The sequence below is a fragment of the Chloroflexota bacterium genome (genome assembly GCA_016197225.1).
Classification (GTDB): Bacteria; Chloroflexota; Anaerolineae; order Anaerolineales; family VGOW01; genus VGOW01.
On the sequence record JACPWC010000061.1, the window covers coordinates 1 to 20,941 of the forward strand.

A 20,941-nucleotide genomic window follows, 5' to 3' on the forward strand; every position below is an offset into this window, starting at 1 on the left:
CCCGTTCACTGAACACTTGTCGAAACGCCCCGATCACAGGCATAATGTCGTTGGGCAGAGTGAACATTTGGCTTCTCCTTCGTCGGAAAGCCAGCTTACTCTGCCCTTTCGTTCTTGTCCACTAAATGGATAAAGTCCAGTGTGAGCGACCCGTCGCAGACTTATGCCATTCCGTCGAGCAACCCGTTTGCCGGTCGTTCAGACGCCAGCCCTGAAGTTTGGGCCTATGGTTTGCGCAACCCCTGGCGTTTCAGTTTTGATCGCGCTACTGGCGATCTTTACATTGCCGACGTTGGGCAAAACGAGTATGAAGAGATTGACTTTCAACCGGCGGCCAGCGCGGGCGGCGAGAACTATGGCTGGAACAGCTACGAGGGCTTGCATACTTACAACGGCGGCGTGGAAGCCGGGCTGACCTTTCCGATTGCGGAATACTCTCACGAAGAAGGCGGTTGCTCGGTTTCGGGTGGCTATGTGTATCGCGGCCCGGCCCTGCCGGCGTTGAGCGGCGTCTACTTTTTTGGCGATTACTGCTCCGGCAAAATTTGGGCGCTATACGCTTCAACCGGCGGCGCCTGGGAGCGGATGTTGATGTTCGACACCGAGGCCGGAATCACTTCCTTTGGCGAAGACGAAGCCGGGGAGATTTACGTGGTGGATGGCAAGGGATCAATCTTTCAACTGGCGGCAGTGCCTTGATTATTCCATGAACAGCGTTTACGTTCCTTCCACAACCGGCTGGATTTCTTTCAGCCTTTGCTTCTTCGGTTGGGCGGTCTTTGAGCTGGTCGTCAACCTGCGTTTGTGGAACGCCGACTCGAAGAACCATGATCGGCTGTCGCGCTATCTGATCATTGCCGCCGTGCTGGCCGCCTTTTCACTGGCCGTGCTGGCGACGCGCTTGCACGCTTTTGACCTGAGGCTTTTCCGGCCTCAGGTGTTTTATTGGGGCTTAACTTTGATGCTCACTGGCTTGGGCTTCCGCTGGGTGGCGATTCGCCAGCTTGGCCGGTTCTTCATCCCCGAAGTTGCCATCCAGCCCGGCCACCGGATCATGGATCAGGGGCTCTACCACTTCATCCGCCACCCGTCTTACACCGGCACGTTTATCACCATTGTTGGTTACGGGCTGGCGCTCACCAACTGGCTCAGTTTGGCGGTCATGTTGCTGGGCAGCGGCGTAGCTTACGCTTATCGGATCCGATTGGAAGAGGCCGCTTTGCTGGAGGCCTTCGGCGACGAGTATCGCGCCTACATGCGGCGGACGAAAAGGCTGATTCCATTTGTCTGGTAATCGCTAAACCTCAAACACCGTTTCCAAAACCCGCCGGGGCGATTCGGGGGCGTAAAAGAGTTCGCCGCGAAGGGTGTGACGGCCAGCCGGTTGCGGGCCGCGCAAATGCACCGTCATTTCAAAGTCGTGATCCATTGACTCGATGATCGAGAGCGACGCCACTTCAGCGCCGTCGGCGTTCGTCACCTGAAACTCCAGGTTAGGCCGTTCGAGGAAAGGGGTGACTTTGACGTTGACCCGCACCCGGCGGCCATCAGGGTATACTCTGGCCTCAAGGCTTTCGATCTTCACCGCCTCCGGCGGCTGGGGAACTTCGTCCGGTTCGACAAATTCGATTTCATCCATAGTGTGAAGATTATACTCACGAATACATGATCAGACGCCAGGTGTCTCCAATAGACACCTGGCGTCTGAGCGAAGGAGAGTTATGACCGACTATCACATTGAAACACTGGCCATCCACGCCGGGCAAAAGCCCGACCCGACCACCGGGGCGGTGATGACGCCGATCTATCAAACATCCACTTACGTGCAAAGCGCGGTGGGTGAGCACAAGGGCTACGAATACTCGCGCACCGGCAACCCCACCCGCACGGCGTTGGAAGACTGTTTGGCCGGGCTGGAGGGCGGGGCGCACGGGCTGGCCTTTGCCTCCGGCATGGCCGCCATTGACACCGTGCTCAAGCTGGTGACTCCGGGCCAGCACGTTCTGGCCGGCAACGACGTTTACGGCGGCACCTTCCGCTTGCTCGACAAAGTGTTGAAGACTTACGGCATCGAATACTCGTTTGTCGAGATGACTGACCTGGCGGCAGTGAAGAATGGCCTGCGCCCGAACACGCGGATGGTTCTGCTGGAGACGCCGACTAACCCTCGCCTCAAAGTGTTCGACATTGCCGCCATTGCCAAACTGGCTCATGCAAATAACTCGGAGGCGCTGGTGATGGTGGACAACACTTTTGCCACGCCTTACCTGCAACGCCCACTCGAACTGGGAGCCGACATCGTCGTCCACTCGACGACCAAATATCTGGGCGGCCACTCGGACGTGGTGGGCGGCGCGGCCCTGATGAACGACGACGCGGTTTACGAACGCCTGAAGTTTCTGCAAAACGCAATCGGCGCGGTTCCGGGGCCGATGGATTGCTGGCTTGTTCTGCGCGGCCTCAAGACGCTCACGGTGCGAATGGATCGCCACGCCGAAAACGCGCTGGCAGTTGCCCAGTTCCTGGCCGACCACCCGCAAGTCAAAGAGGTGATCTATCCCGGCCTGCCCGATCATCCTCAGCACGAGTTGGCGAAACGGCAAATGCGAAACGGCGGCGGCATGATCTCCTTTGTGGTTCACGGCGGCGTGGAAGCGGCGCGGCGGCTGGTGGCTCGCACGCATTTATTCGCCCTGGCCGAGTCGCTGGGCGGCGTCGAGTCGCTCATCGAAATCCCGGCGGCCATGACCCACGCCAGCACGCAAGGTTCGCCGCTCGAAGTGGAGGCGGGCCTGATCCGCGTTTCGGTGGGGCTGGAGCACAAAGATGACTTGATCAACGACCTGCGGCAGGCGATGATGCAATCCTAATATCCTCTCAAATAGATGTGGTTCGTCACTTTGCCGCCCGGCTGGCCGTCGCTACACTTTCGGCAGTTTAATTCAGGAGAGTGAAGATGACTCACAAACGCCTATTTAGTTTTCTAATACTGTTGGGGCTGGTATTTGCCGGCGGGCTGACGAGCGGGTGCAGTGCGCCGCAGGAGCATGAGCTGATGATGGCCTCGCTCGACCAGATGCCGCCCGAAGTGCAGAACGAGCCGGAGCGCACCCGGCAGGCCTACCAGTTCGCCGTCGCTAACCCGGACGTGATGCAGCATATTCCGTGTTACTGCGGCTGTGACAACCTGGGCCACACCAACAACTACGTCTGTTATGTGGCCGGCGTGGACGCGGCGGGCATCATCAAGTTCGACTCGCACGCCATCGGTTGCCCCATTTGCGTTGACATCACCCAGGATGCCATGAAGATGCTCAGGCAGGGCAAGAGCACTGCCGAGATCAAAACATACATTGACACGATGTACGCCAAATACGGCCCGTCGAACATGCCTGCGGAGAATGTGCCATGAGCCAGAAAAAGAAACGAACCGAGTCGCGGCGCGAGACTGCTTCGCGCTGGCCGATGTTGTTTGTGATGGGCGGACTGTTGCTGGTCGGGGTCGCCGCCGTTTTGTTGTGGGGGGCGTTTACGACACCCAAAGCTTCCCCTGAAGTGACGGGTTCCCCGAAACTCAAAGTGGATCAGGAGAAAGTTGATCTTGGCGACGTGCCGCTTGGTCAAACAGTGGAAGTGTCGTTTGAGCTAACCAATGCTGGCGACCGGCAGTTGCGTTTCACCGACGTGCCTTACGTTGAAGTTGCGGCAGGGTGTTGACCGCCCAAACCGGCCATCGGTTCGATGGCCCTCAACCCCGGTGAAACCACAACAGTTTCGATGCAATTCATGATGCACGGCGACATGGGCGGCATGCACGACTTCCGCCTGCACTTGGAAACCAACGACCCCGCCCAGCCGGATCGCACGGTGACGGTGCTTTCGAATTGGGTGCCGTAATTAGCTTGACTCGCGTTCTCGCCTTGTGGCATAATCTTGCCACTGGCGTTGATGGAAACGAGTAGGTGTGACCCGGTGGAGTCAGCGAGTTCGGGACAGTGCAAGCCGAGCCTCTGCCCCACACCGAAAATCCTTCCGGAGCCGCGAAATGAAAGTGGACAGTGGGTAGTAATCAGTGGTCAGTAACTGATCACTGTCAACTGACCACTGACCACTAGTAGTTCTCGCCGGGACCGTTCCCCGTTACCAAAACGCGGATGTGATTGCATCTGACTGAGAGGCCGCCTCTGTTGAACGTGGCGGCAACCAGGGTGGTACCGCGGGAAATGCATTTTGCGCTCTCGTCCCTGAATTGGGATGAGGGCGTTTTTGTTTTTATCCGCAGATTACGCAGATTTTCACAGACGATTCGAGGCTAACCTGCGCGCGAAGCGCCTGCGAAAACCTGAGGAAATAGAATCCGTTCAATTCGTTTGATCCGTTGTCAACCAAGGAGCAAGAATGTTCCAGCCAGTCTCACCAAAACTCGACATCCAAAAACTCGAAACCGACGTGCTGAATTTCTGGAAACGCGAGAACGTTTTCCAGAAGTCCATGGACAACCGCAAGAGCGGGCAACGCTACGTGTTTTACGAAGGGCCGCCGACGGCCAACGGCAAGCCGGGGTCACATCACGTTCTGGCCCGTGCCTTCAAGGACATGTTTCCACGCTTTCAGGCCATGCGCGGCAAATATGTTTTGCGGCGCGGCGGCTGGGACACCCACGGTCTGCCGGTCGAGATCGAAGTCGAGAAACAACTCGGCTTCAACGGCAAGGAGCAGATCGAGAAATACGGTATCGCCGAGTTCAACGCCCGTTGCCGCAAGTCGGCCTTCGACTACATTCAAGACTGGGAGCGGATGACGGAGCGCATCGGCTTCTGGGTTGATCTCAAGACGGCCTACGTCACTTACGAAAACGAATACATCGAGTCGGTCTGGTGGATTCTCAAACAGTTCTGGGATAAGGGCTTGCTCTATCAGGGCTTCAAGGTTGTGCCCTACTGCGCCCGCTGTGGCACGCCGCTCTCCGATCACGAAGTGTCGCTTGGCTACCAGGAAGACACCGAAGACCCGTCGGTGTTTGTGCGCTTCCCGCTCAAAGACGAGCCGGGCACATCCTTCCTCGTCTGGACGACCACGCCCTGGACACTGCCCGGCAACGTCGCCCTCGCCGTTCATCCCGACGTGCTCTATCTCAAAGTGGAACGCAAGACCGGAGAGAACGGCAGCACCGAGAAGCTCATCATCGCCAAAGACTTGGCCGACAAAGTTTTAGGCGAGGGCCAATACACCGTCGTCGGCGATTATAAGGGCAAGGAACTCAAAGGCAAACGTTACAACCCGCTGTACTCCTTTCTGCCCTTCGAAGGCAAGGCTCACTACGTGGTGCTGGGCGACTTCGTCACCACCGACGACGGAACCGGCATCGTCCATCAAGCGCCGGCTTTCGGCGCGGACGACATGAAGATGGCGAATGAAAACGATCTGCCGGTGCTGATGACGGTGGACTCACGCGGGACGTTCGTGGAGGCCGTCACCCCGTGGCGGGGCACGTGGGTCAAAGACGCCGATCCGATGATCACCCGTGATTTGGATGATCGCGGCCTGCTCTTCAAAGCCGGGACGTACTTACACACCTATCCATTCTGTTGGCGATGCGGGACGCCGTTGTTATACTACGCCCGCACGACTTGGTACGTCGAGACCACGCGCTACAAGAAGCAACTCAACGACCTCAACGACACTATCAACTGGGTTCCCGATCACATCAAGCATGGCCGCTTCGGCAACTGGCTGGAGAACAACATTGACTGGGCGCTGGGCCGCGAACGTTACTGGGGCACGGCCCTGCCGGTGTGGGTGGATGATGACGGCGATCAACTGTGCGTCGGCTCGGTGGCCGAGTTGAGCGGACTGGCCGGGCGCGATCTATCGGACCTAGATTTGCACCGACCCTTCGTGGACGACATCGTCTTCCCCAACCCCAAAACAGGCAAGCCCATGCGCCGCGTGCCGGAACTGATTGACGTGTGGTTCGACTCGGGCGCGATGCCAGTGGCTCAGTGGCACTATCCATTTGAGAACAAAGAGATGTTTGAAGAGCAGTTCCCAGCGGACTACATCTGTGAAGCGATTGACCAGACTCGCGGCTGGTTCTACTCGCTTCATGCCATCGCCACTTTGCTATTCGACAGCGTCTCATTCAAGAATGTGATCTGCCTCGGCCACATCCTCGACGGCGACGGATTCAAGATGTCGAAATCGAAGGGCAACATCGTAGACCCCTGGAGCGTGCTCAACGCCAACGGGGCCGACGCCTTCCGCTGGTATCTTTATACAGCCTCGCCGCCCGGCAACTCGCGCCGCTTCTCGGTTGATCTGGTCGGCGAAGTCATCCGCAACTTCACGTTGCCATTGTGGAACACCTACTCGTTCTTCGTGACCTATGCCAACCTGGCCAACTGGAAACCGTCCGCCGACGTTGGGCAGTTGACGGCGCTGGACAAGTGGATTCTGTCCGAGCTTCACACGCTGGTGGCCGACGTAAGCGAAGCTTACGAACACTATGACGTGACCGCCGCCACCCGGCCCATCGAGAAGTTTGTGGATGACCTCTCGAACTGGTATCTGCGCCGGTCGCGCCGCCGCTTCTGGAAGTCGGAGTCGGAGACCGACAAGGCGGCTTACTCGACGCTCTACGAGTGTTTGGTGACGGTCGCCAAACTGCTGGCCCCGGCCATGCCGTTCATGTCCGACGCCCTGTATCGCAATCTGGTCGCCTCGGTTGATCCGACGGCCCCCGAGTCCGTTCATCTGGCCGACTGGCCGACCTCGCTGTTGTTGCGCGTTGACGAAAAGTTGATGGACGACATGCGCGTGGTGATGCGTTCGGCCTCGCTCGGCCACGCGGCGCGGGCCAAAGCCAACCGCAAGGTGCGCCAGCCGCTCTCTGAGGCCGCCTTCTCCGCGCCCACGCCTGCCGAGGCCGCCGCCGTTCGCGCCTACGCCGACCTGCTGGCCGACGAGTTGAACGTCAAGGCCGTCACAGTGTTAGATCACGCCGAGGACGCCGTGACGTACTCGCTCAATCCGCTTCCCAAACAACTCGGCCAGAAGCACGGGGCCAGGTTCCCGAAGATCAAGGCCGCCCTGCTGAGCGGCGATCAGACCGTGTTCGCTCGCGCCCTGTTGTCGAATCAGGGTGTGGTCGTCGAAGTGGATGGGGAGTCGATCACCGTCCTGCCCGGCGAAGTGGAAGTGCGCCAGAACGCGCGTGGCGGCTATGTGGTTGCCGAAGAAGGGGGCTACCTGGCCGCGCTCAAGACCGAGTTGACTGATGAGCTTGTGCGCGAAGGCCTGGCCCGCGAGTTCGTCCGCCGCGTGCAAGACCTGCGCAAGTCCGCCGGACTCGATATCGCCGACAGGATCGTCGCGCGCTACACCGCCTCGCCCAAACTGGCTGAGGCCGTGACCGCCTGGGCCGACTACATCAAAGACGAAACGCTGTGCGTGGACTTGGCCGCTGGTGAATTGGCCGATGCCGCAACTGCCGAAGACTCGTTTGATGGGGAGAGAGTGAAGATAACGTTGGCGAAGAGTTGATCACCCTCTCCCTTTGGGATGGTCGGAGACCAGCCGGGGTGAGGGCAAGCAAAAACAGGCAGGTGCTTGGTGCACCTGCCTGTTTTTTCTTGAGATTTCTCAACGTCTCTTCCGCCCGATTGCCTGCCTTGTCCTGCCATTGCGCCCTTTAGATGCAGCGGCTTTTCGTTTGGCGGGGAACAACTTAATCAGGGTGCGCAAAGTGTTGTTGACCGCTCGTGAGTTTGGAAAATATTCCCGCACATCTGGTTCAAGAATAACGGCATTCTCTCCTAACACACGTCGTTCAGTAAACGTGCCGTCGGCGTGGCGCACGCGAATCACGTAGCCGTTCTCGCGCAGTGTCTTTGCATATTTGCCGCGCACGCCGTCCGAAAAATCGTATTCGGGGCGCATATCGGTTTCAAGAGTATTGGTAGTTTTAGACGAAATCTTCTTCATATTTCTTGCGCTCTTGGCGCGTAGCCTTTCGGGCGCTAATCAATCGGATTTTCTTCCTGCGTTCCGTATAAATCACCACCAGAAGCCGCCGATTGTTCGACAGGCCGATAATGATCATCCGCTCTTCGATGTCTGAATGATTTGGATCGGGTATTGAAATTGAAAGGTCATCAGTGAAGACTGTTTGGGCCTCTTCAAAACTCACGCCATGTTTGTGGGCGTTGGTTTCGGCTTTGTCGTCATCCCACTCAAATCTCATTTTCATGACAATAACTTTGAAGAATAGCTTGCACTGCTTTTTAGCTTGGGTTAGTGATATTATACGTCAAGGTGGGAGAAGCAAGACGATGAACATGGCACATCTGGCCTTGACTAGCGAAGGACGGCGCTTGGTTTTACACTGCTAGCAAGCTTACGTGCGTTACACGGCTTCACCAAAACTGGCCGAAGCGGCGGCCGCCTGGGCCGACTACATCAAAGACGAAACGCTGTGCGTGGATTTGGCCGCTGGCAACTTGGCCGATGGCGCGACTGTTGAAGATGTGTTTGACGGTGAGACGGTGAAGGTGATGTTGGCGAAGAAGTAAATCTGCCTTTGGCAAAAAATTTCATAACTCTCGTCCATCAAACAGGAGTAAAATAGTCGCAGTTGTGAAGGCTGAGTGGGGTCACAATCGGCGATGTCTACCATCCAAATCTTTTTGCTTGGCCGTTTTGAAACAGTTTGCGGGGAGAAAGTTCTGCGCGCCCGCGACTGGCCTCGTCGCAAAGCCGCCGCCCTTCTTCAACGCCTCGCCCTCAGCCGCCGTTTGCTGAGAGACGAGGCGATTGATTTCCTCTGGCCGGACGCCGACTCTGCTTCTGGCGCGAACAACCTCTATCGGACACTGCACGCCCTGCGCCAAACTTTGGATACTGCCCTCGGCCCCGGGACGGCTGAGGCCGCCTTTGCCTTTACCGATGGCGCGCTTACCCTGACCGATTCGGTTTGGGTGGACGCACACGAATTTGAGAAGCAGGCGCAAGCCGCGCTCATCAATCCTCAATCGCCAATCTCTCATCTCGAATCGGCTATCGAACTCTACACAGGAGATTTATTGCCGGATGACGTTTACGCCGACTGGTTGGCCGCCCCCCGCGAGTCCCTTCGCCGTTTGCAGCGCGAAGCGCAATTAAAGTTGGCCGTCCACAATCGTGATGCGGGCGACTATGCCAGCGCCCTCGCTCTGCTCACGCCGCTGGTAGTGCGCGACAGGGCCGATGAAGTTGTGCACCGTGAACTGATGCGGACGTATGCCCTGGCCGGCCGCCGCCACGACGCTCTGCGCCAATATCAGGCTTGCGTGGACGCCCTCGCCGTCGAACTCGATGTCCCGCCAGAGCCTGAGACCGCCGCTCTCTATTCACAAATCCTCAGCGGCGACATCGCGCCGCCTTCACTAATCTCCTCCTCTCAATCTCTACAGTCTCTCAATGCCGAAACGGAAGAACAAGCCACACCATTGGTGGGGCGCGAGTCGGAATTGGAAAGTCTGCGCCTGTGGTTGCGAACCGCGTGGCGCGGGCAGGGCAAGGTCATCCTCATCACTGGCGACTCCGGCGTAGGTAAAACCCGGCTCGCCCTGGAAGCGCGGCGGGTCGCCGCCTCTGCCGGAATGACGACTCTCTTCGGCGCCGCCTATGAGCAAGAGGGGCAATTGCCCTATCAACCCTTCGTCGAAGCCTTCGACGATTTCCTCAGCCAATCACCGCGCCTGCCCGACGGCGTCGAGCCATCCAATCCCATCACCCACTTCAAACGGTTGGGCGTCAGCGATCCTCAACAGGAAGGCTGGGCGCAGTTCAAGGCGGTGGCCGACTTACTCGGCGCATTGAGCCAACCCGCGCCAGTTGTGCTTTTGCTCGACGATCTCCACGCCGCTGACGAGGCCAGCCTGCGCCTTCTCCATTATCTCGCCCGCCACGCCCGTACTGCGCCGGTCGTGTTGATGGCAACCTGCCGAACCGATGTATCGCTGTCATCATCATTCGGGACTCTGATCAATGCCCTGTATCGTGAACGATTGAGCGAGTCGCTGACTCTGGCTCCTCTGTCCGCCGAAGCGACGACATATGTGCTGGCGCAGGAACTCGGCGGCGAACCGTCTCCGGCGCTGGTGGCCGTCGTTTACGACCTGACCGAGGGCAACCCGTTCTACATTCAAGAGATGGCGCGGACATTGTTGAAGGATGATCGCGTAGAAGCGCGCGATGGGCAATGGCATCTGACAGCGGGCGATCAGAATCTGAAAATGCCTGCCGGGCTGAGCGGCCTTCTGCACGAGCGTGTGGCTCGCCTCGGTTCTGAAGTGGAAACGACGCTTATTGCTGCCGCCGTGATTGGCCGCGAGTTCAGCTTTGGCGTGCTTCGCGGAATCGTGCCTCTCCCGGACAGCAACCTGATTGCCGCGCTGGATGCCGCCCTCGCCACTCGCCTGCTCGACGAGAGCGAATACGGCTATCGCTTCAGGCATCCCCTCATCCGCCGTGAGTTGTATGACTCGTTGAGCCGTGTGCGCCGCGCGCGCCTGCACAGCCAGACTGCCGAGGCGATTGAGTCCATTCAATCGCGGCAACCGGGAGGTGTCCGAGACATCGAAGCGTTGGCTTTCCATTACGATTTGAGCGATCGCCGCGATCGCGCACTGCCGTATTTGATTCAAGCCGGGCAGAAGGCGGCGAGTGTCTACGCCTTTGAGGTGGCAGTGGATTATTTTGAAAGGGCGCTGGCATTGATGGAGGCGCTGGACACGGAGGCGGGCACCCAACGTTGGATGGTGCTGGAATCGCTGGGCTGGTGGCACACCATCCTCGCCGACACCCCGCAGGCCGTGAAACGCTTTGAGCAGGCCGCCGCCCTCCCGCCCACCGACCGCTGGCAATCCGGCAAGCGCGACCGGGCGCGCGTTCATCGCGGCGCGGTGATGGCATTGGTCACAGCCGGAGATATTACAGGGACCGAGGCCCATCTGCGAGCCGCGTTAGCCGAAGTGGATGAGAAAGAAGACGCCGCCGAGTATGCGCATGTGCTTTACAACGTCGCGCAGGTGCATTGGCACCGGGGCGAATATCAGGAAGCCTTCAACGCGGCGCAACATAGCCTCAACGTGGCCGAGCGCCTCAACGACTCAACAGCTATCGCCCGCGCTTTTGAAATGCTGGCCCTGGCCTGTCATTCGTTGGGCGAGTGGCAGGATGGTCTGCGTTTCGAGGCCCAACGCGCCACGCTGGCCGGTTCGGGCCTCGATGTCACCGAGGCCTTCGACGTTCACCTCTGACTGTGGGAGTATCACCTGTATGGTGATAAAGGTTACGAAGAGGTCAAGCGCGCAGTCAGCACCACCCTGGAGCAGGCCCGGCGGATGGGCGCGCCCCGGGCTATTGCCCTCTGTCGCTGCTTCGACGGCGCGCTTGAATTTCAGGCCGGCAACTGGGACGCCGCCGAAGCCTCCCTCCGCGAGTCCATCCGCCTGCACCGTGAGATCGGCGCGGCTTCGGGCGAAGCCCTGGCCTGCCAGCGGTTGGGCGTTCTCCTCACCGCGCGTGGCCGTTTGGATGAAGGCAAAATGATTTTGGAGGAAGGCCTCATCGCCGCCGAACGCGCTCTTCTCCGCGCCCACTGCCTGACTCGCCTCTACGCCGCATTGGCCCGCAACCGCCTCTCGGCGGACGACCTCGCCGCCGCTGATGAGGCGCTGGCGCAAGGGCTGGCGATGAGCGAGCGTCACGGCCATTGCACCACCTGTGATGCCCTGCTTCTCCCCGCCGCCATCAGCCTCCGCGCCGCCCAACGCAATTGGTCTGCGGCGGAAATGTTCTGCCATCAACTCGATAAAGCCGCCGCCGAGTATGGCAGTCGCACTTGGTTGGCCATGGCCCGCCAGTCTCGTGGTGAACTGGCGGCGGCCCGTGGTCACACCGAAGAAGCCCTCGCCTACTGCGCCGAAGCACAATCGGCCTTCGCCCTCGCCGGCAACACTGCTGAAGCCGAGCGATGTCGGGCCATGATTGCCGCGCTCCGACCAGTTGAGTCGCTGGACAAAGCCTCGTAATCACTAAATTACAAATTGCTCTCCTCGGACTGCCAAATCCGGCGAAAAGTGACGGATTTGGCGATCCGCCACGAACATTTCGTGACCACCTCCCACAGCGTTTGACTTGTGGGAGGTGGTTTCGTTTTTCTGAGCCGGTGAGAGTCAGGGTGATGGGAGGTCACTCATCTATAGTGCCTTCATCAATTCGGAGAAGTTAGATACAAAAAGGAGATAAACCATGACTACCGCAACTGCAACCACCATCGTCAACGGCGTCAATGTCGATCAACTCATCGGCACGATCAACGCCATCAAGGCCAACCCCGACCTGGCTCGATTCAGGTTTCGGGCCGAGACCGAGTGGGTGGATGGCGGCCACTCGCGCACCGAGATCCAAAGTTTCTACGGAGCCGGACAGGAAGATACCTCACGTAATCAACTGTTCGTGTTGGAAGGCGACGAGCCGCCCGTCCTGTTGGGGGCGAATGCCGGGCCGAACGCGGTCGAGGCCGTCCTCCATGCTCTGGCTTCATGTTTGAGTGTGGGCTTCATCTACAACGCCGCCGCTCAGGGCATCAGGGTGGACAGCCTGGCCTTCCGGTTGGAGGGGGACATTGATCTGCACGGCTTCCTCGGCCTCTCCGATAAAGTGCGCCCCGGTTATCAGGGCATACGACTCTCTTACCGGGTGAAGAGTAATGCGCCCCGTGAGAAACTCGAAGAACTCTGCGAGTACGTCCAGAAAACATCGCCGGTGCTCGACATCATCCGCAACCCCGTGCCGGTCACTATCAATCTGGAGTAACGATGAGCACTCTACAAGCCACCCCCAAGCTCTCGCTGGAAGAGTTACGCCTAGAGATTCAGAAAGAATACACCGGCGTTGCCTGTGACCCAAACAAGGGCTATCACTTTCACACGGGCCGCCGCCTGGCCCCGTTACTTGGCTACGACGAACAATGGTTTGCCCACCTGCCAGAGGGCAATATCGCCTCCTTCGCCGGGACGGGCAACCCGTTCGCTGCCGGCCTTGTCCACCCCGGAGAAACAGTCGTGGACATCGGCTCTGGCGCTGGTTTCGATTCGCTCATCGCGGCGCAGATGGTCGGCCCGGCTGGTCGGGTTGTCGGGATTGATATGACACAGGAGATGCTGAGGAAAGCGCGAGACGGGGCGACGCGGCTGGAAGCGACCCAGGTTGAATTCCGCCAGGGCTATGTGGAAAGCCTGCCCCTGCCGGACAACTTTGCCGATGTCGTCATCAGCAACGGTGTGCTTAACCTGACGCTGGACAAAGTCGAAACCCTGCGCGAGTGGGGGCGCGTCCTCAAACCGGGTGGGCGTTTGCAGATAGGCGATATCCTGGTCGAGCGTCCGGTTCCCGCTGGCGCGCTGAACGACATCTCGCTGTGGACGGGTTGAATTGCTGGTGCTCTGCTGGAAGCAGAGTTGATCAGCGCCGTGCGCGCCGCCGCTTTTGAAGAAGTGCAAATCGTACACAGGCACGAGCACCTCTACGAAGATGTCCCTGACCCTTCGAGTGCGCCGGAGTTTGGCACACAGGGCATCACCTTCCGAGCACGCAAACCCAAGACGTAAAGGAGGAGTGTCCGACGATGGAACTTTCACCCGAAATGCAAACACTCAAGACCCGCTTGAAAGCCACTTGGATGACGGGCGACTACGGCCACTTTGCCAAATATCTTGAACCGGGCGCGCTGGAAATTTTTGCCCGGCTGAATATCAGGTCCGGCGAGTATGTCCTCGACGTTGCCTGTGGCGCCGGTCAACTATGCTTTCCCGCCGCCCGCGCCGGGGCTATTGTCACTGGCGTGGACATTGCCGCCAATCTCGTCGAACAAGCGCGGGCGCGCGCTGCCGCCGAAGGCTTGAACATCCGCTTCGACGAAGGGGATGCAGAGGCACTGCCTTACCCAGATAAATCGTTCGACACAGTTCTCAGTCTGATCGGGGCGATGTTTGCGCCCCGACCCGAGCGGGTGGCGGCTGAACTGGTGCGGGTGTGCCGGCCCGGTGGCCGCATCCTCATGTTCAACTGGATGCCGGATAGTTTCGTCGGCCAGATGTTCAAGGTCAATGGCAAGCATGTGCCGCCGCCGCCCAACATGCCGCCTCCCGTGTTATGGGGCGATGAGGCCATCGTGCGTGAGCGGCTACGCAACGGTCTCGCCGATTTGCAATTAACCCGGCGGTTCTATCCCTTCAAGTATCCTTTTAGCGTGCCGGAGGTCGTAGAGTTTTATCGCGCCTACTGTGGCCCCACCCAGCGCGCTTTTGCCGCGCTCGACGAAGCGGGTCAGGCCGCCTTACGCCGTGATCTGGAGTCGCTATGGTCGGCTCATAATCGCGCTGCCGACGGCACGACTCATATCGAATCGGAATATCTGGAAGTACAGGCAGTGCGGGTGTAACACCCTCGCGCGGAACTGGTCGACTCTGGGCGGCGCGCGTTTTACAACGTCGAGTTGGGTCATGCTTGAAGACCAGCCAATCACCGCCGTCAATGGGGTGGTCGTTGCCGGAGTGATGTGCGAGACGCTGGTGAGGCGGTGACGATGGATGGCGAGCCTATTTTATAGGGTACAATCTATGCATGTCACGCAACCTTCAACACACCATCCTCTTCGCCATCGCCGCGCTCGTGGTCGTGGCCGATCAACTCACCAAAGCCTACATTCGCAACAACCTGGCCCTGTTTGAGTCATTCGCGCCCATCCCGGCCCTGGGCGACTTCTTCACCATCATCAACACCCACAACACCGGGGCCGCCTTCGGCATGTTCAAGCAGGCGGGCGGCATTTTCACTGTGGTCGCCATTCTAGTGGCCGGGGCCATCGTCTTCTACTATCGCCAGATTCCCGAAGGGCAAATTGCAGTTCGCCTGGCTCTCGGTTTGCAGTTGGGCGGGGCGATTGGCAACCTGATTGACCGCCTGTTTTTCGGCACCGTCACCGACTTCATCTTCTTTCACTGGGGCAACACCCTCAACGCGCCCATCTTCAACCTGGCCGACCTCTCGATCACCTCTGGCGTCATCGTGCTGGCCCTGCTGATGCTGAAAGAGCACAACGCCGAGCAGGCCGCCAAAGCCGCCGCCGTTCCGCCTGCCGAACCGACCGCCAGTACGACACATGAGTGAGCGAAATCCCCGCCACGAATTTCACTAATTTGCACGAAAGTTAATAACCAATTCGTGATGGTTCGTGTAATTCGTGGCAAAGAAGATGCTTTACCACAATGCGCGTCATTACCTTGACAGTCGAAACTGACTTCAACCGCCTCGACCGCTATTTAGCTCAGGCCCTGCCCGATCTTTCACGCGCCCAAATTCAAAGGCTGATTGACGACGGCTTCGTCACCGTCAACAATGTGGCCCTTTCCAAGCCCAGCGCGAAAGTGAATGACGGTGACGAGATCGTGTTACGCATCCCACCGCCGGCCCCAGCCCAGGCCGTCGCCGAAGCTATTCCGCTGGACATTGTTTATGAAGATGGCGATCTGATCGTGATTGACAAACCGGCGGGCATGGTCGTGCATCCTGCCGTCGGTCACGCCAGTGGCACGCTCGTCAACGCCGTGCTGGCCCACGCGCCCGACCTCGAAGGGGTAGGCAACGAACAACGCCCCGGCATTGTCCACCGGCTCGACAAAGACACTTCCGGCCTGATCGTCGTCGCCAAAAATGATCGGGCGCACCGGCACCTGCAAGCGCAGTTCAAAGATCGCGCCGCGCAAAAACTGTATCTGGCATTAGTCGTCGGTCGCCCGCCGACTCCGACGGGCCGCATCGAAGCGCCCCTGGGCCGCGACCCGAAGAACCGCCAGCGCATGGCCGTTTTGCAGGCCGACAACCTCTCCGCCCGCGAAGCCATCACCGAGTATCGCACTCGCGAAACGTTCAAGCTGTTCACCTTGCTCGACGTCGAACCCAAGACCGGGCGCACCCACCAGATTCGCGTTCACTTCACCTTCCTCGGTTGCCCGCTGGCCGGTGATATGCTTTATGCGACTCGCCGCAGCGCCGGAATCAAACTGCCCGGCCTCAACCGCCACTTTTTGCACGCGACCCGCCTCACCCTTCAGCTTCCATCCGGCGAGACGCGCACTTTCGAGTCGCCCCTGCCGCCCGATTTGGCGGCGGTCCTCGCCGAACTCCGCGCAAAATAGCGCCCACTCTCAGCTATAATTGCAAAACCCAAAGCTACCACAAAGTCACGAAGACACAAAGTTACACAAAGAAAAACTTGGTGAATCTTAGAGACTTCGTGCCTTCGTGGTGGATCAGCCTAAACTTACGAGGAGCCTTGTCTTCATGCGCGAAGTCACCATTGCCACCGTTCAAATGCGACCCTTGCTCAACGAGATGGAAGAAAATCTCGTCAAGATGTCGGACTACATTGCCAAAATCTGCGGCAGCCAGAAAGTTGACCTCATCGTCTTCCCCGAACTCATCACCACCGGCTACGAGTGCGGCGTGCGCTTTGTAGACCTGGCCCAGCGCGTGCCCGGTTCATCAGTCAACGTCGTGGCTCAGCGGGCCGCCGAGTTCAACGTCCACGTCGCCTTTGGGATGCCGTCGAAGGAAAAAGTCGAGTCGATCCTCTTCAACACGGCGGTGCTCATCGGCCCGGATGGCGAGTTGATTGGTGACTATCGCAAAGTCCATCTCAAGGGCGAAGAGCGCATGATCTTCCGCGCCGGTTACAAGTACCCGATCTTCGAGACGGCCTTTGGCAACGTCGGCCTCCTGCTTGGCTACGACATCGCCTTCCCCGAAGCGGCCCGCACCCTGGCCCTCGACGGCGCAGATTTGATCGTGCTGTGCGCCAACTGGGAGAAGCCGCGCAACGACGAGTGGCGCACCTACGTTGCCGCTCGCGCTTACGAGAACTCGTGCTTCATCGCCGCCGCCAACCGGGTGGGCGAAGACGCCACCCTGTCGTTCATCGGCGACAGCATGATCGTCGGGCCGCGCGGCCAGGTGTTCGCCTCGCTGGCCGGGGAGGTTGATCCCAAAACAAGCGACCCGGCGGAAGGCTATGCTCTGGCCCGCGTTGACCTCAGCGACGTTCGCCGCAACCGCGAAGAATTTCAAACTTTGCAAAATCGCGAGCCGGATACGTATAAGGCGATTGTGCGGAAGTATTGATGGCAACACCGACTGAGGCATGACTGACTTGACGCCGCTCCGGCGCAACTTGTTGGCGGCAACCAGTTTGATGTTGGGCGTCGTCAGCTTTCTGCTTTCGCTCACCGCGCCAATCCCGTTCATCCCTCTTATCTCGCTGTTCGCTTATCCGTTGGGATTGGGAGCCATCGTGGCCGGTTGGGCTGGGGAGCGGCGGGCGAAAAACAACGGCGACCCAACCGGAGTCGCCCAGGCCCAGTGGGGTGTAAAGCTCGGCTGTCTCTCGTGGCTCGTCGAGGCTGTCACTCGTCTTATCACCCTGATCATTCTCACCGGCCTGCTCGTCGCCGCCATCAGAGCCTGGCGAAACTCACCTTGAGGGTTTCATGTACAACTCTTTCGCTACTCATGACTCGCCCGCTAACATCATCGATCTGCGTTCCGACACCGTCACCCATCCCACGCCGGCCATGCGCCGGGTCATGGCCGACGCCGAAGTGGGCGACGATGTTTATGGCGAAGACCCGACGATTAACAAACTTGAAAGGCTGGCCGCCGAGATGCTGGGCAAAGAGGCCGCCGTCTTTGTTGCCAGCGGCACGATGGCCAATGTGTCGGCCATGATGTGCCACGTTCAGCGCGGCGACGAAGTGATCCTCGGTGCGCGCAGTCACATGTATCTCGAAGAGCAGGGGGCGATTGCGGCGCTCGGTCAGGCTCAGGCTGTGCCGATCATGGAAAACCCCGATGGCACTCTGCCGTTGGAGGCTGTTGAAGCCGCCATTCGCGACGACGACCCGCATCATCCCATTACCCGCCTCGTCTGCCTCGAAAACACGCACAACATTTGCGGCGGCCAACCCATCTCTGTTGAGTATACGCAAGCGATCGGCGCACTGGCGAAGAAGCATGGACTGAAATTTCATATTGACGGCGCGCGTCTCTTCAACGCCGCCGTCGCCCTCAATGTTTCGCCCGCCGCCCTCGCCGGGCCAGCCGACTCTATTTCGTTTTGCCTTTCCAAAGGCCTGTGCGCGCCGGTCGGCTCGATGGTGTGCGGAAGCGGCGACTTCATTGCTCGCGTTCGGCGGGCGCGCAAAGTGCTGGGCGGCGGCATGAGGCAGGCCGGCATCCTGGCCGCCGCCGGACTCGTGGCCCTGACCACGATGGTCGAGCGTCTGTCGAATGATCACGACGATGCCCAACGGCTGGCGCAAGGCCTGGCTAAAATTTCGGGTATCGTGCTCGACCCGGCGCAGGTGCGAACGAATATGGTCTATTTTGATCTCGCGCCGGAGGCGCCGATGAACGCGCAACAGTTTGCCGACAAGCTGAAGGAGCGCGGCGCCCTCATCGGCCCGGCAGGCCCGCGCCGCCTGCGCGCTGTTTTGCATTACTGGATTTCGCCCGTGCAAGTGGATGAGACGATTGAGGCAGTGAAGGAAGTTTTGAAGTGAAGGAGGTGGTTGCCGACAATTTTGAACTTGGGAAAGATAGCGCATGACCCTGGGAGACTTCCGAAGCGCCAAAAAGCAGCGAAACTTCGGAAGTCTGGAAATGCAGGGTGACGAGGATGAGGGTTCCCCAACGCAAGGCGGGGTTAACGGCAGACCTCACAGGTCTTCGCGAAGCGGACCTGTGAGGTCTAGAGCCGGAAAATCGAAAGTTCAGCGGAAGCCCTCCGGGTCAGCCGGACCCGACACTCTTTCCCCTCCAAAGGAAAAGCCGCTCGCAACGCCCGCAGGCAACTGCCCGGCCAACGCGAGTGAGCGCGGCCAAGTCAGTGTCCAGTTAGCAGTAAACAGTGAACAGTGAAGAGCAGATCACTGTTCACTGACTACTGTTCACTGTTCACTTTCCCACTGGAGGCTTCCCATGTGTGGCATCGTTGGTTACGTCGGCCCGCGCGAGGCGGCGCCGATCATTCTCGACGGCTTGAAGCGGCTGGAGTATCGCGGCTACGACTCAGCCGGACTGGCCGTCTTGCACGACGCGGGTGACGGCGTCACCCGGATCAACATCCGGCGCGATGTTGGCAAACTGCATAATCTGGTCTCGCGCTACAACAGCGACCCGGTGAGCGGCCCGATCGGCATCGGGCACACGCGCTGGGCGACTCACGGCGCGCCCTCGGAGCGCAACGCCCATCCCCACCTCAGCGACGGCGGCAACGTGGTCGTGGTGCAAAACGGCATCGTCGAGAACTTCGTCGAACTCAAAGAGGAACTGCTGGCCGAGGGCGCAACGTTCAGCTCCGACACCGACACCGAAGTGATCGCCAATCTCATCGAACGTTATTTGTCTGCCGACGTTCCGTTGGAAGAAGCGGTGCGGCAAACGCTCAAGCGCCTGCGCGGCGCGAACGTGATCGTGGCCATGACGCCGCGCGAGCCGGGCAAGATCGTGGCGGCGCGGATGGGCAACGCCGGCGGCGTCACCGTCGGCCTGGGCGACGGTGAAATGTTCCTCGCCTCCGACATGCCCGCCATCCTCGAACATACCCGACGCATGGCGTTTCTGGAGTCGGGCTGGATGGTGATCGTTCAACGCGACGGCTACGAAGTGCAAACATTCGACGGCAAGGCCGTTCACCCAGAAGTCCACACCATCGCCTGGGACATGGTGACGGCAGAGAAGGGCGAGTACCGCCACTTCATGCAAAAAGAGATTCACGAGCAAGTGCGCTCCATCACCGACACCATCGGCGGGCGAATTAACTTTGAAACCGGGCAGGTGACGTTGGGCGACCTGAACCTGACGCCCGAACTGGCTAAGAAGATTGAGAAGATCGTCATCGTGGCCTGCGGCACGGCGGCTCATGCGGGCATGGTCGGCAAGGTGTTGATCGAATCGCTGGCCCGCGTTCCGGTGGAAGTGGACATCGCCTCTGAGTTTCGCTACCGCGACCCGTTGGTGAACGACCGGACGGCGGCGCTGTCCATCAGCCAATCCGGGGAAACCGCCGACACGTTGGCGGCGATGGAGGAAGCCCGAAGCAGGGGCGCGACCTTGTGGAGCATCGTCAACGTCATCGGCTCGCAGGCGATGCGCGTCGCGCATGGCTACATCACCATGCAGTCCGGCCCGGAGATCGGCGTGGCCTCAACCAAAGCCTTCACCGCGCCGCTGGTTGACCTGTATTTGTTGGCGATGAAGCTGGGCGAACTGCGCGGCGTGCTGAAGCCGAAAGACCTCAAGGCGCTGGCCGCCGACCTGGCCCGCCTGCCCGACCTGGTGGGCCGCACCCTCGACCGCGAGCCACAAGTGGAAGCGGTGGCAAGAATCCTGCGCGACACCAATCACTGCCTTTACTTGGGGCGCGGCATCAACATGCCCATTGCCTACGAAGGCGCGCTCAAGCTCAAAGAGATTTCGTACATTCACGCCGAAGGCTACCCGGCGGGCGAGATGAAGCACGGCCCGATTGCCTTGATTGACAAGGAGATGCCGGTGCTGGTGATTGCGACGAAGGATCGCTGGTACGAAAAAATGTTGAGCCAGGTGGAGCAGGCCAGAGCCAGAGGCGGGATCGTGATTGCCGTCGCCACCGACGGCGACACGTTGATGGCCGCCAAAGCCGATCACGTCTTATACGTTCCCGATTGCCCCTGGCTCCTCAGCCCGGTGCTAACGGTTCTGCCCCTGCAGCTGCTGGCCTATCACATCGCCGTCCTGCGCGGCTGTGATGTTGACCAGCCTCGCAATTTGGCGAAGAGTGTGACGGTGGAGTAAGTTG

21 protein-coding genes are annotated in these 20,941 nt (G+C 59.5%); 18 read left to right on the forward strand and 3 right to left on the reverse strand.

From position 1 onward, the window contains the following. The first annotated feature begins 114 nt into the window (after positions 1 to 114). Together HYZ49_10975 and HYZ49_10980 are read left to right on the forward strand one after the other, a co-directional pair. Entirely contained in the window at positions 115 to 699 is a 585-nt protein-coding gene (locus HYZ49_10975; GenBank protein MBI3242804.1) for a PQQ-dependent sugar dehydrogenase, read from the forward strand. A 7-nt stretch (positions 700 to 706) separates the two neighbouring features. Next, the gene (locus HYZ49_10980) at positions 707 to 1,294 is read left to right on the forward strand and encodes an isoprenylcysteine carboxylmethyltransferase family protein (protein MBI3242805.1); all 588 of its coding nucleotides are present in this window, start codon (positions 707 to 709) and stop codon (positions 1,292 to 1,294) included. A 3-nt stretch (positions 1,295 to 1,297) separates the two neighbouring features. Here the strand turns inward: HYZ49_10980 and HYZ49_10985 are convergent, their stop codons facing one another. Next, the gene (locus HYZ49_10985; GenBank protein ID MBI3242806.1) at positions 1,298 to 1,639 is read right to left on the reverse strand and encodes a hypothetical protein; all 342 of its coding nucleotides are present in this window, start codon (positions 1,637 to 1,639) and stop codon (positions 1,298 to 1,300) included. A gap of 82 nt (positions 1,640 to 1,721) precedes the next feature. On the opposite strand from HYZ49_10985, the gene HYZ49_10990 reads away from it, so the two are divergent. The 4 genes from HYZ49_10990 (at position 1,722) to HYZ49_11005 (ending at position 7,542) form a co-directional block, all read left to right on the forward strand. Then, the gene (locus HYZ49_10990; protein MBI3242807.1) at positions 1,722 to 2,870 is read left to right on the forward strand and encodes a cystathionine gamma-synthase; all 1,149 of its coding nucleotides are present in this window, start codon (positions 1,722 to 1,724) and stop codon (positions 2,868 to 2,870) included. Positions 2,871 to 2,956: 86 nt separating this feature from the next. Next, positions 2,957 to 3,412, forward strand: a complete 456-nt coding sequence (locus tag HYZ49_10995; protein ID MBI3242808.1) for a hypothetical protein — start codon at positions 2,957 to 2,959, stop codon at positions 3,410 to 3,412. Beyond that, positions 3,409 to 3,717 (forward strand): hypothetical protein, encoded by a 309-nt coding sequence (locus tag HYZ49_11000; protein MBI3242809.1) that lies wholly within the window; start codon positions 3,409 to 3,411, stop codon positions 3,715 to 3,717. The genes HYZ49_10995 and HYZ49_11000 overlap by 4 nt, the downstream gene beginning before the upstream one ends. 681 nt (positions 3,718 to 4,398) lie before the next feature. After that, complete coding sequence (locus HYZ49_11005; GenBank protein MBI3242810.1) at positions 4,399 to 7,542, forward strand: isoleucine--tRNA ligase; 3,144 nt, start codon at positions 4,399 to 4,401, stop codon at positions 7,540 to 7,542. Between the two features lie 99 nt (positions 7,543 to 7,641). On the opposite strand, the gene HYZ49_11010 is transcribed toward HYZ49_11005, so the two are convergent. Further along, positions 7,642 to 7,938 carry a hypothetical protein gene (locus HYZ49_11010; protein MBI3242811.1) on the reverse strand — a complete coding sequence of 99 codons (297 nt, stop codon included), beginning with the start codon at positions 7,936 to 7,938 and terminating at the stop codon, positions 7,642 to 7,644. 25 nt (positions 7,939 to 7,963) lie between these two features. After that, the gene (locus HYZ49_11015) at positions 7,964 to 8,242 is read right to left on the reverse strand and encodes a BrnT family toxin (GenBank protein MBI3242812.1); all 279 of its coding nucleotides are present in this window, start codon (positions 8,240 to 8,242) and stop codon (positions 7,964 to 7,966) included. A 157-nt stretch (positions 8,243 to 8,399) separates the two neighbouring features. Here HYZ49_11015 and HYZ49_11020 point away from each other — a divergent pair, with 157 nt between their 5' ends. The 12 genes from HYZ49_11020 (at position 8,400) to glmS (ending at position 20,937) form a co-directional block, all read left to right on the forward strand. Beyond that, positions 8,400 to 8,570 carry a hypothetical protein gene (locus tag HYZ49_11020; GenBank protein ID MBI3242813.1) on the forward strand — a complete coding sequence of 57 codons (171 nt, stop codon included), beginning with the start codon at positions 8,400 to 8,402 and terminating at the stop codon, positions 8,568 to 8,570. A gap of 93 nt (positions 8,571 to 8,663) precedes the next feature. After that, entirely contained in the window at positions 8,664 to 11,300 is a 2,637-nt protein-coding gene (locus HYZ49_11025) for an AAA family ATPase (GenBank protein MBI3242814.1), read from the forward strand. An 84-nt stretch (positions 11,301 to 11,384) separates the two neighbouring features. Beyond that, the gene (locus HYZ49_11030) at positions 11,385 to 12,074 is read left to right on the forward strand and encodes a hypothetical protein (GenBank protein MBI3242815.1); all 690 of its coding nucleotides are present in this window, start codon (positions 11,385 to 11,387) and stop codon (positions 12,072 to 12,074) included. Positions 12,075 to 12,294: 220 nt separating this feature from the next. Then, positions 12,295 to 12,861: an OsmC family protein gene (locus HYZ49_11035; protein MBI3242816.1), complete on the forward strand. Its 567-nt coding sequence runs from the start codon at positions 12,295 to 12,297 to the stop codon at positions 12,859 to 12,861. A gap of 2 nt (positions 12,862 to 12,863) precedes the next feature. Next, the gene (locus tag HYZ49_11040) at positions 12,864 to 13,478 is read left to right on the forward strand and encodes a methyltransferase domain-containing protein (GenBank protein MBI3242817.1); all 615 of its coding nucleotides are present in this window, start codon (positions 12,864 to 12,866) and stop codon (positions 13,476 to 13,478) included. 194 nt (positions 13,479 to 13,672) lie between these two features. Next, on the forward strand, positions 13,673 to 14,488 hold the full coding sequence (locus HYZ49_11045; GenBank protein MBI3242818.1) for a class I SAM-dependent methyltransferase: 816 nt from the start codon (positions 13,673 to 13,675) through the stop codon (positions 14,486 to 14,488). 182 nt (positions 14,489 to 14,670) lie between these two features. Continuing rightward, on the forward strand, positions 14,671 to 15,216 hold the full coding sequence (lspA, locus tag HYZ49_11050; GenBank protein ID MBI3242819.1) for a signal peptidase II: 546 nt from the start codon (positions 14,671 to 14,673) through the stop codon (positions 15,214 to 15,216). Positions 15,217 to 15,314: 98 nt separating this feature from the next. Further along, positions 15,315 to 16,244, forward strand: coding sequence for an RluA family pseudouridine synthase (locus HYZ49_11055; GenBank protein ID MBI3242820.1), 930 nt, complete (start codon positions 15,315 to 15,317; stop codon positions 16,242 to 16,244). 145 nt (positions 16,245 to 16,389) lie between these two features. After that, on the forward strand, positions 16,390 to 17,226 hold the full coding sequence (locus tag HYZ49_11060) for a carbon-nitrogen hydrolase family protein (GenBank protein MBI3242821.1): 837 nt from the start codon (positions 16,390 to 16,392) through the stop codon (positions 17,224 to 17,226). A gap of 19 nt (positions 17,227 to 17,245) precedes the next feature. Then, positions 17,246 to 17,584, forward strand: coding sequence for a hypothetical protein (locus tag HYZ49_11065; GenBank protein ID MBI3242822.1), 339 nt, complete (start codon positions 17,246 to 17,248; stop codon positions 17,582 to 17,584). 7 nt (positions 17,585 to 17,591) lie between these two features. Beyond that, on the forward strand, positions 17,592 to 18,662 hold the full coding sequence (gene ltaE / locus HYZ49_11070) for a low-specificity L-threonine aldolase (GenBank protein ID MBI3242823.1): 1,071 nt from the start codon (positions 17,592 to 17,594) through the stop codon (positions 18,660 to 18,662). A gap of 418 nt (positions 18,663 to 19,080) precedes the next feature. Beyond that, a complete protein-coding gene (gene glmS / locus HYZ49_11075; GenBank protein MBI3242824.1) occupies positions 19,081 to 20,937 on the forward strand; it encodes a glutamine--fructose-6-phosphate transaminase (isomerizing) in 1,857 nt (618 codons plus the stop codon). Positions 20,938 to 20,941 lie beyond the last annotated feature (4 nt).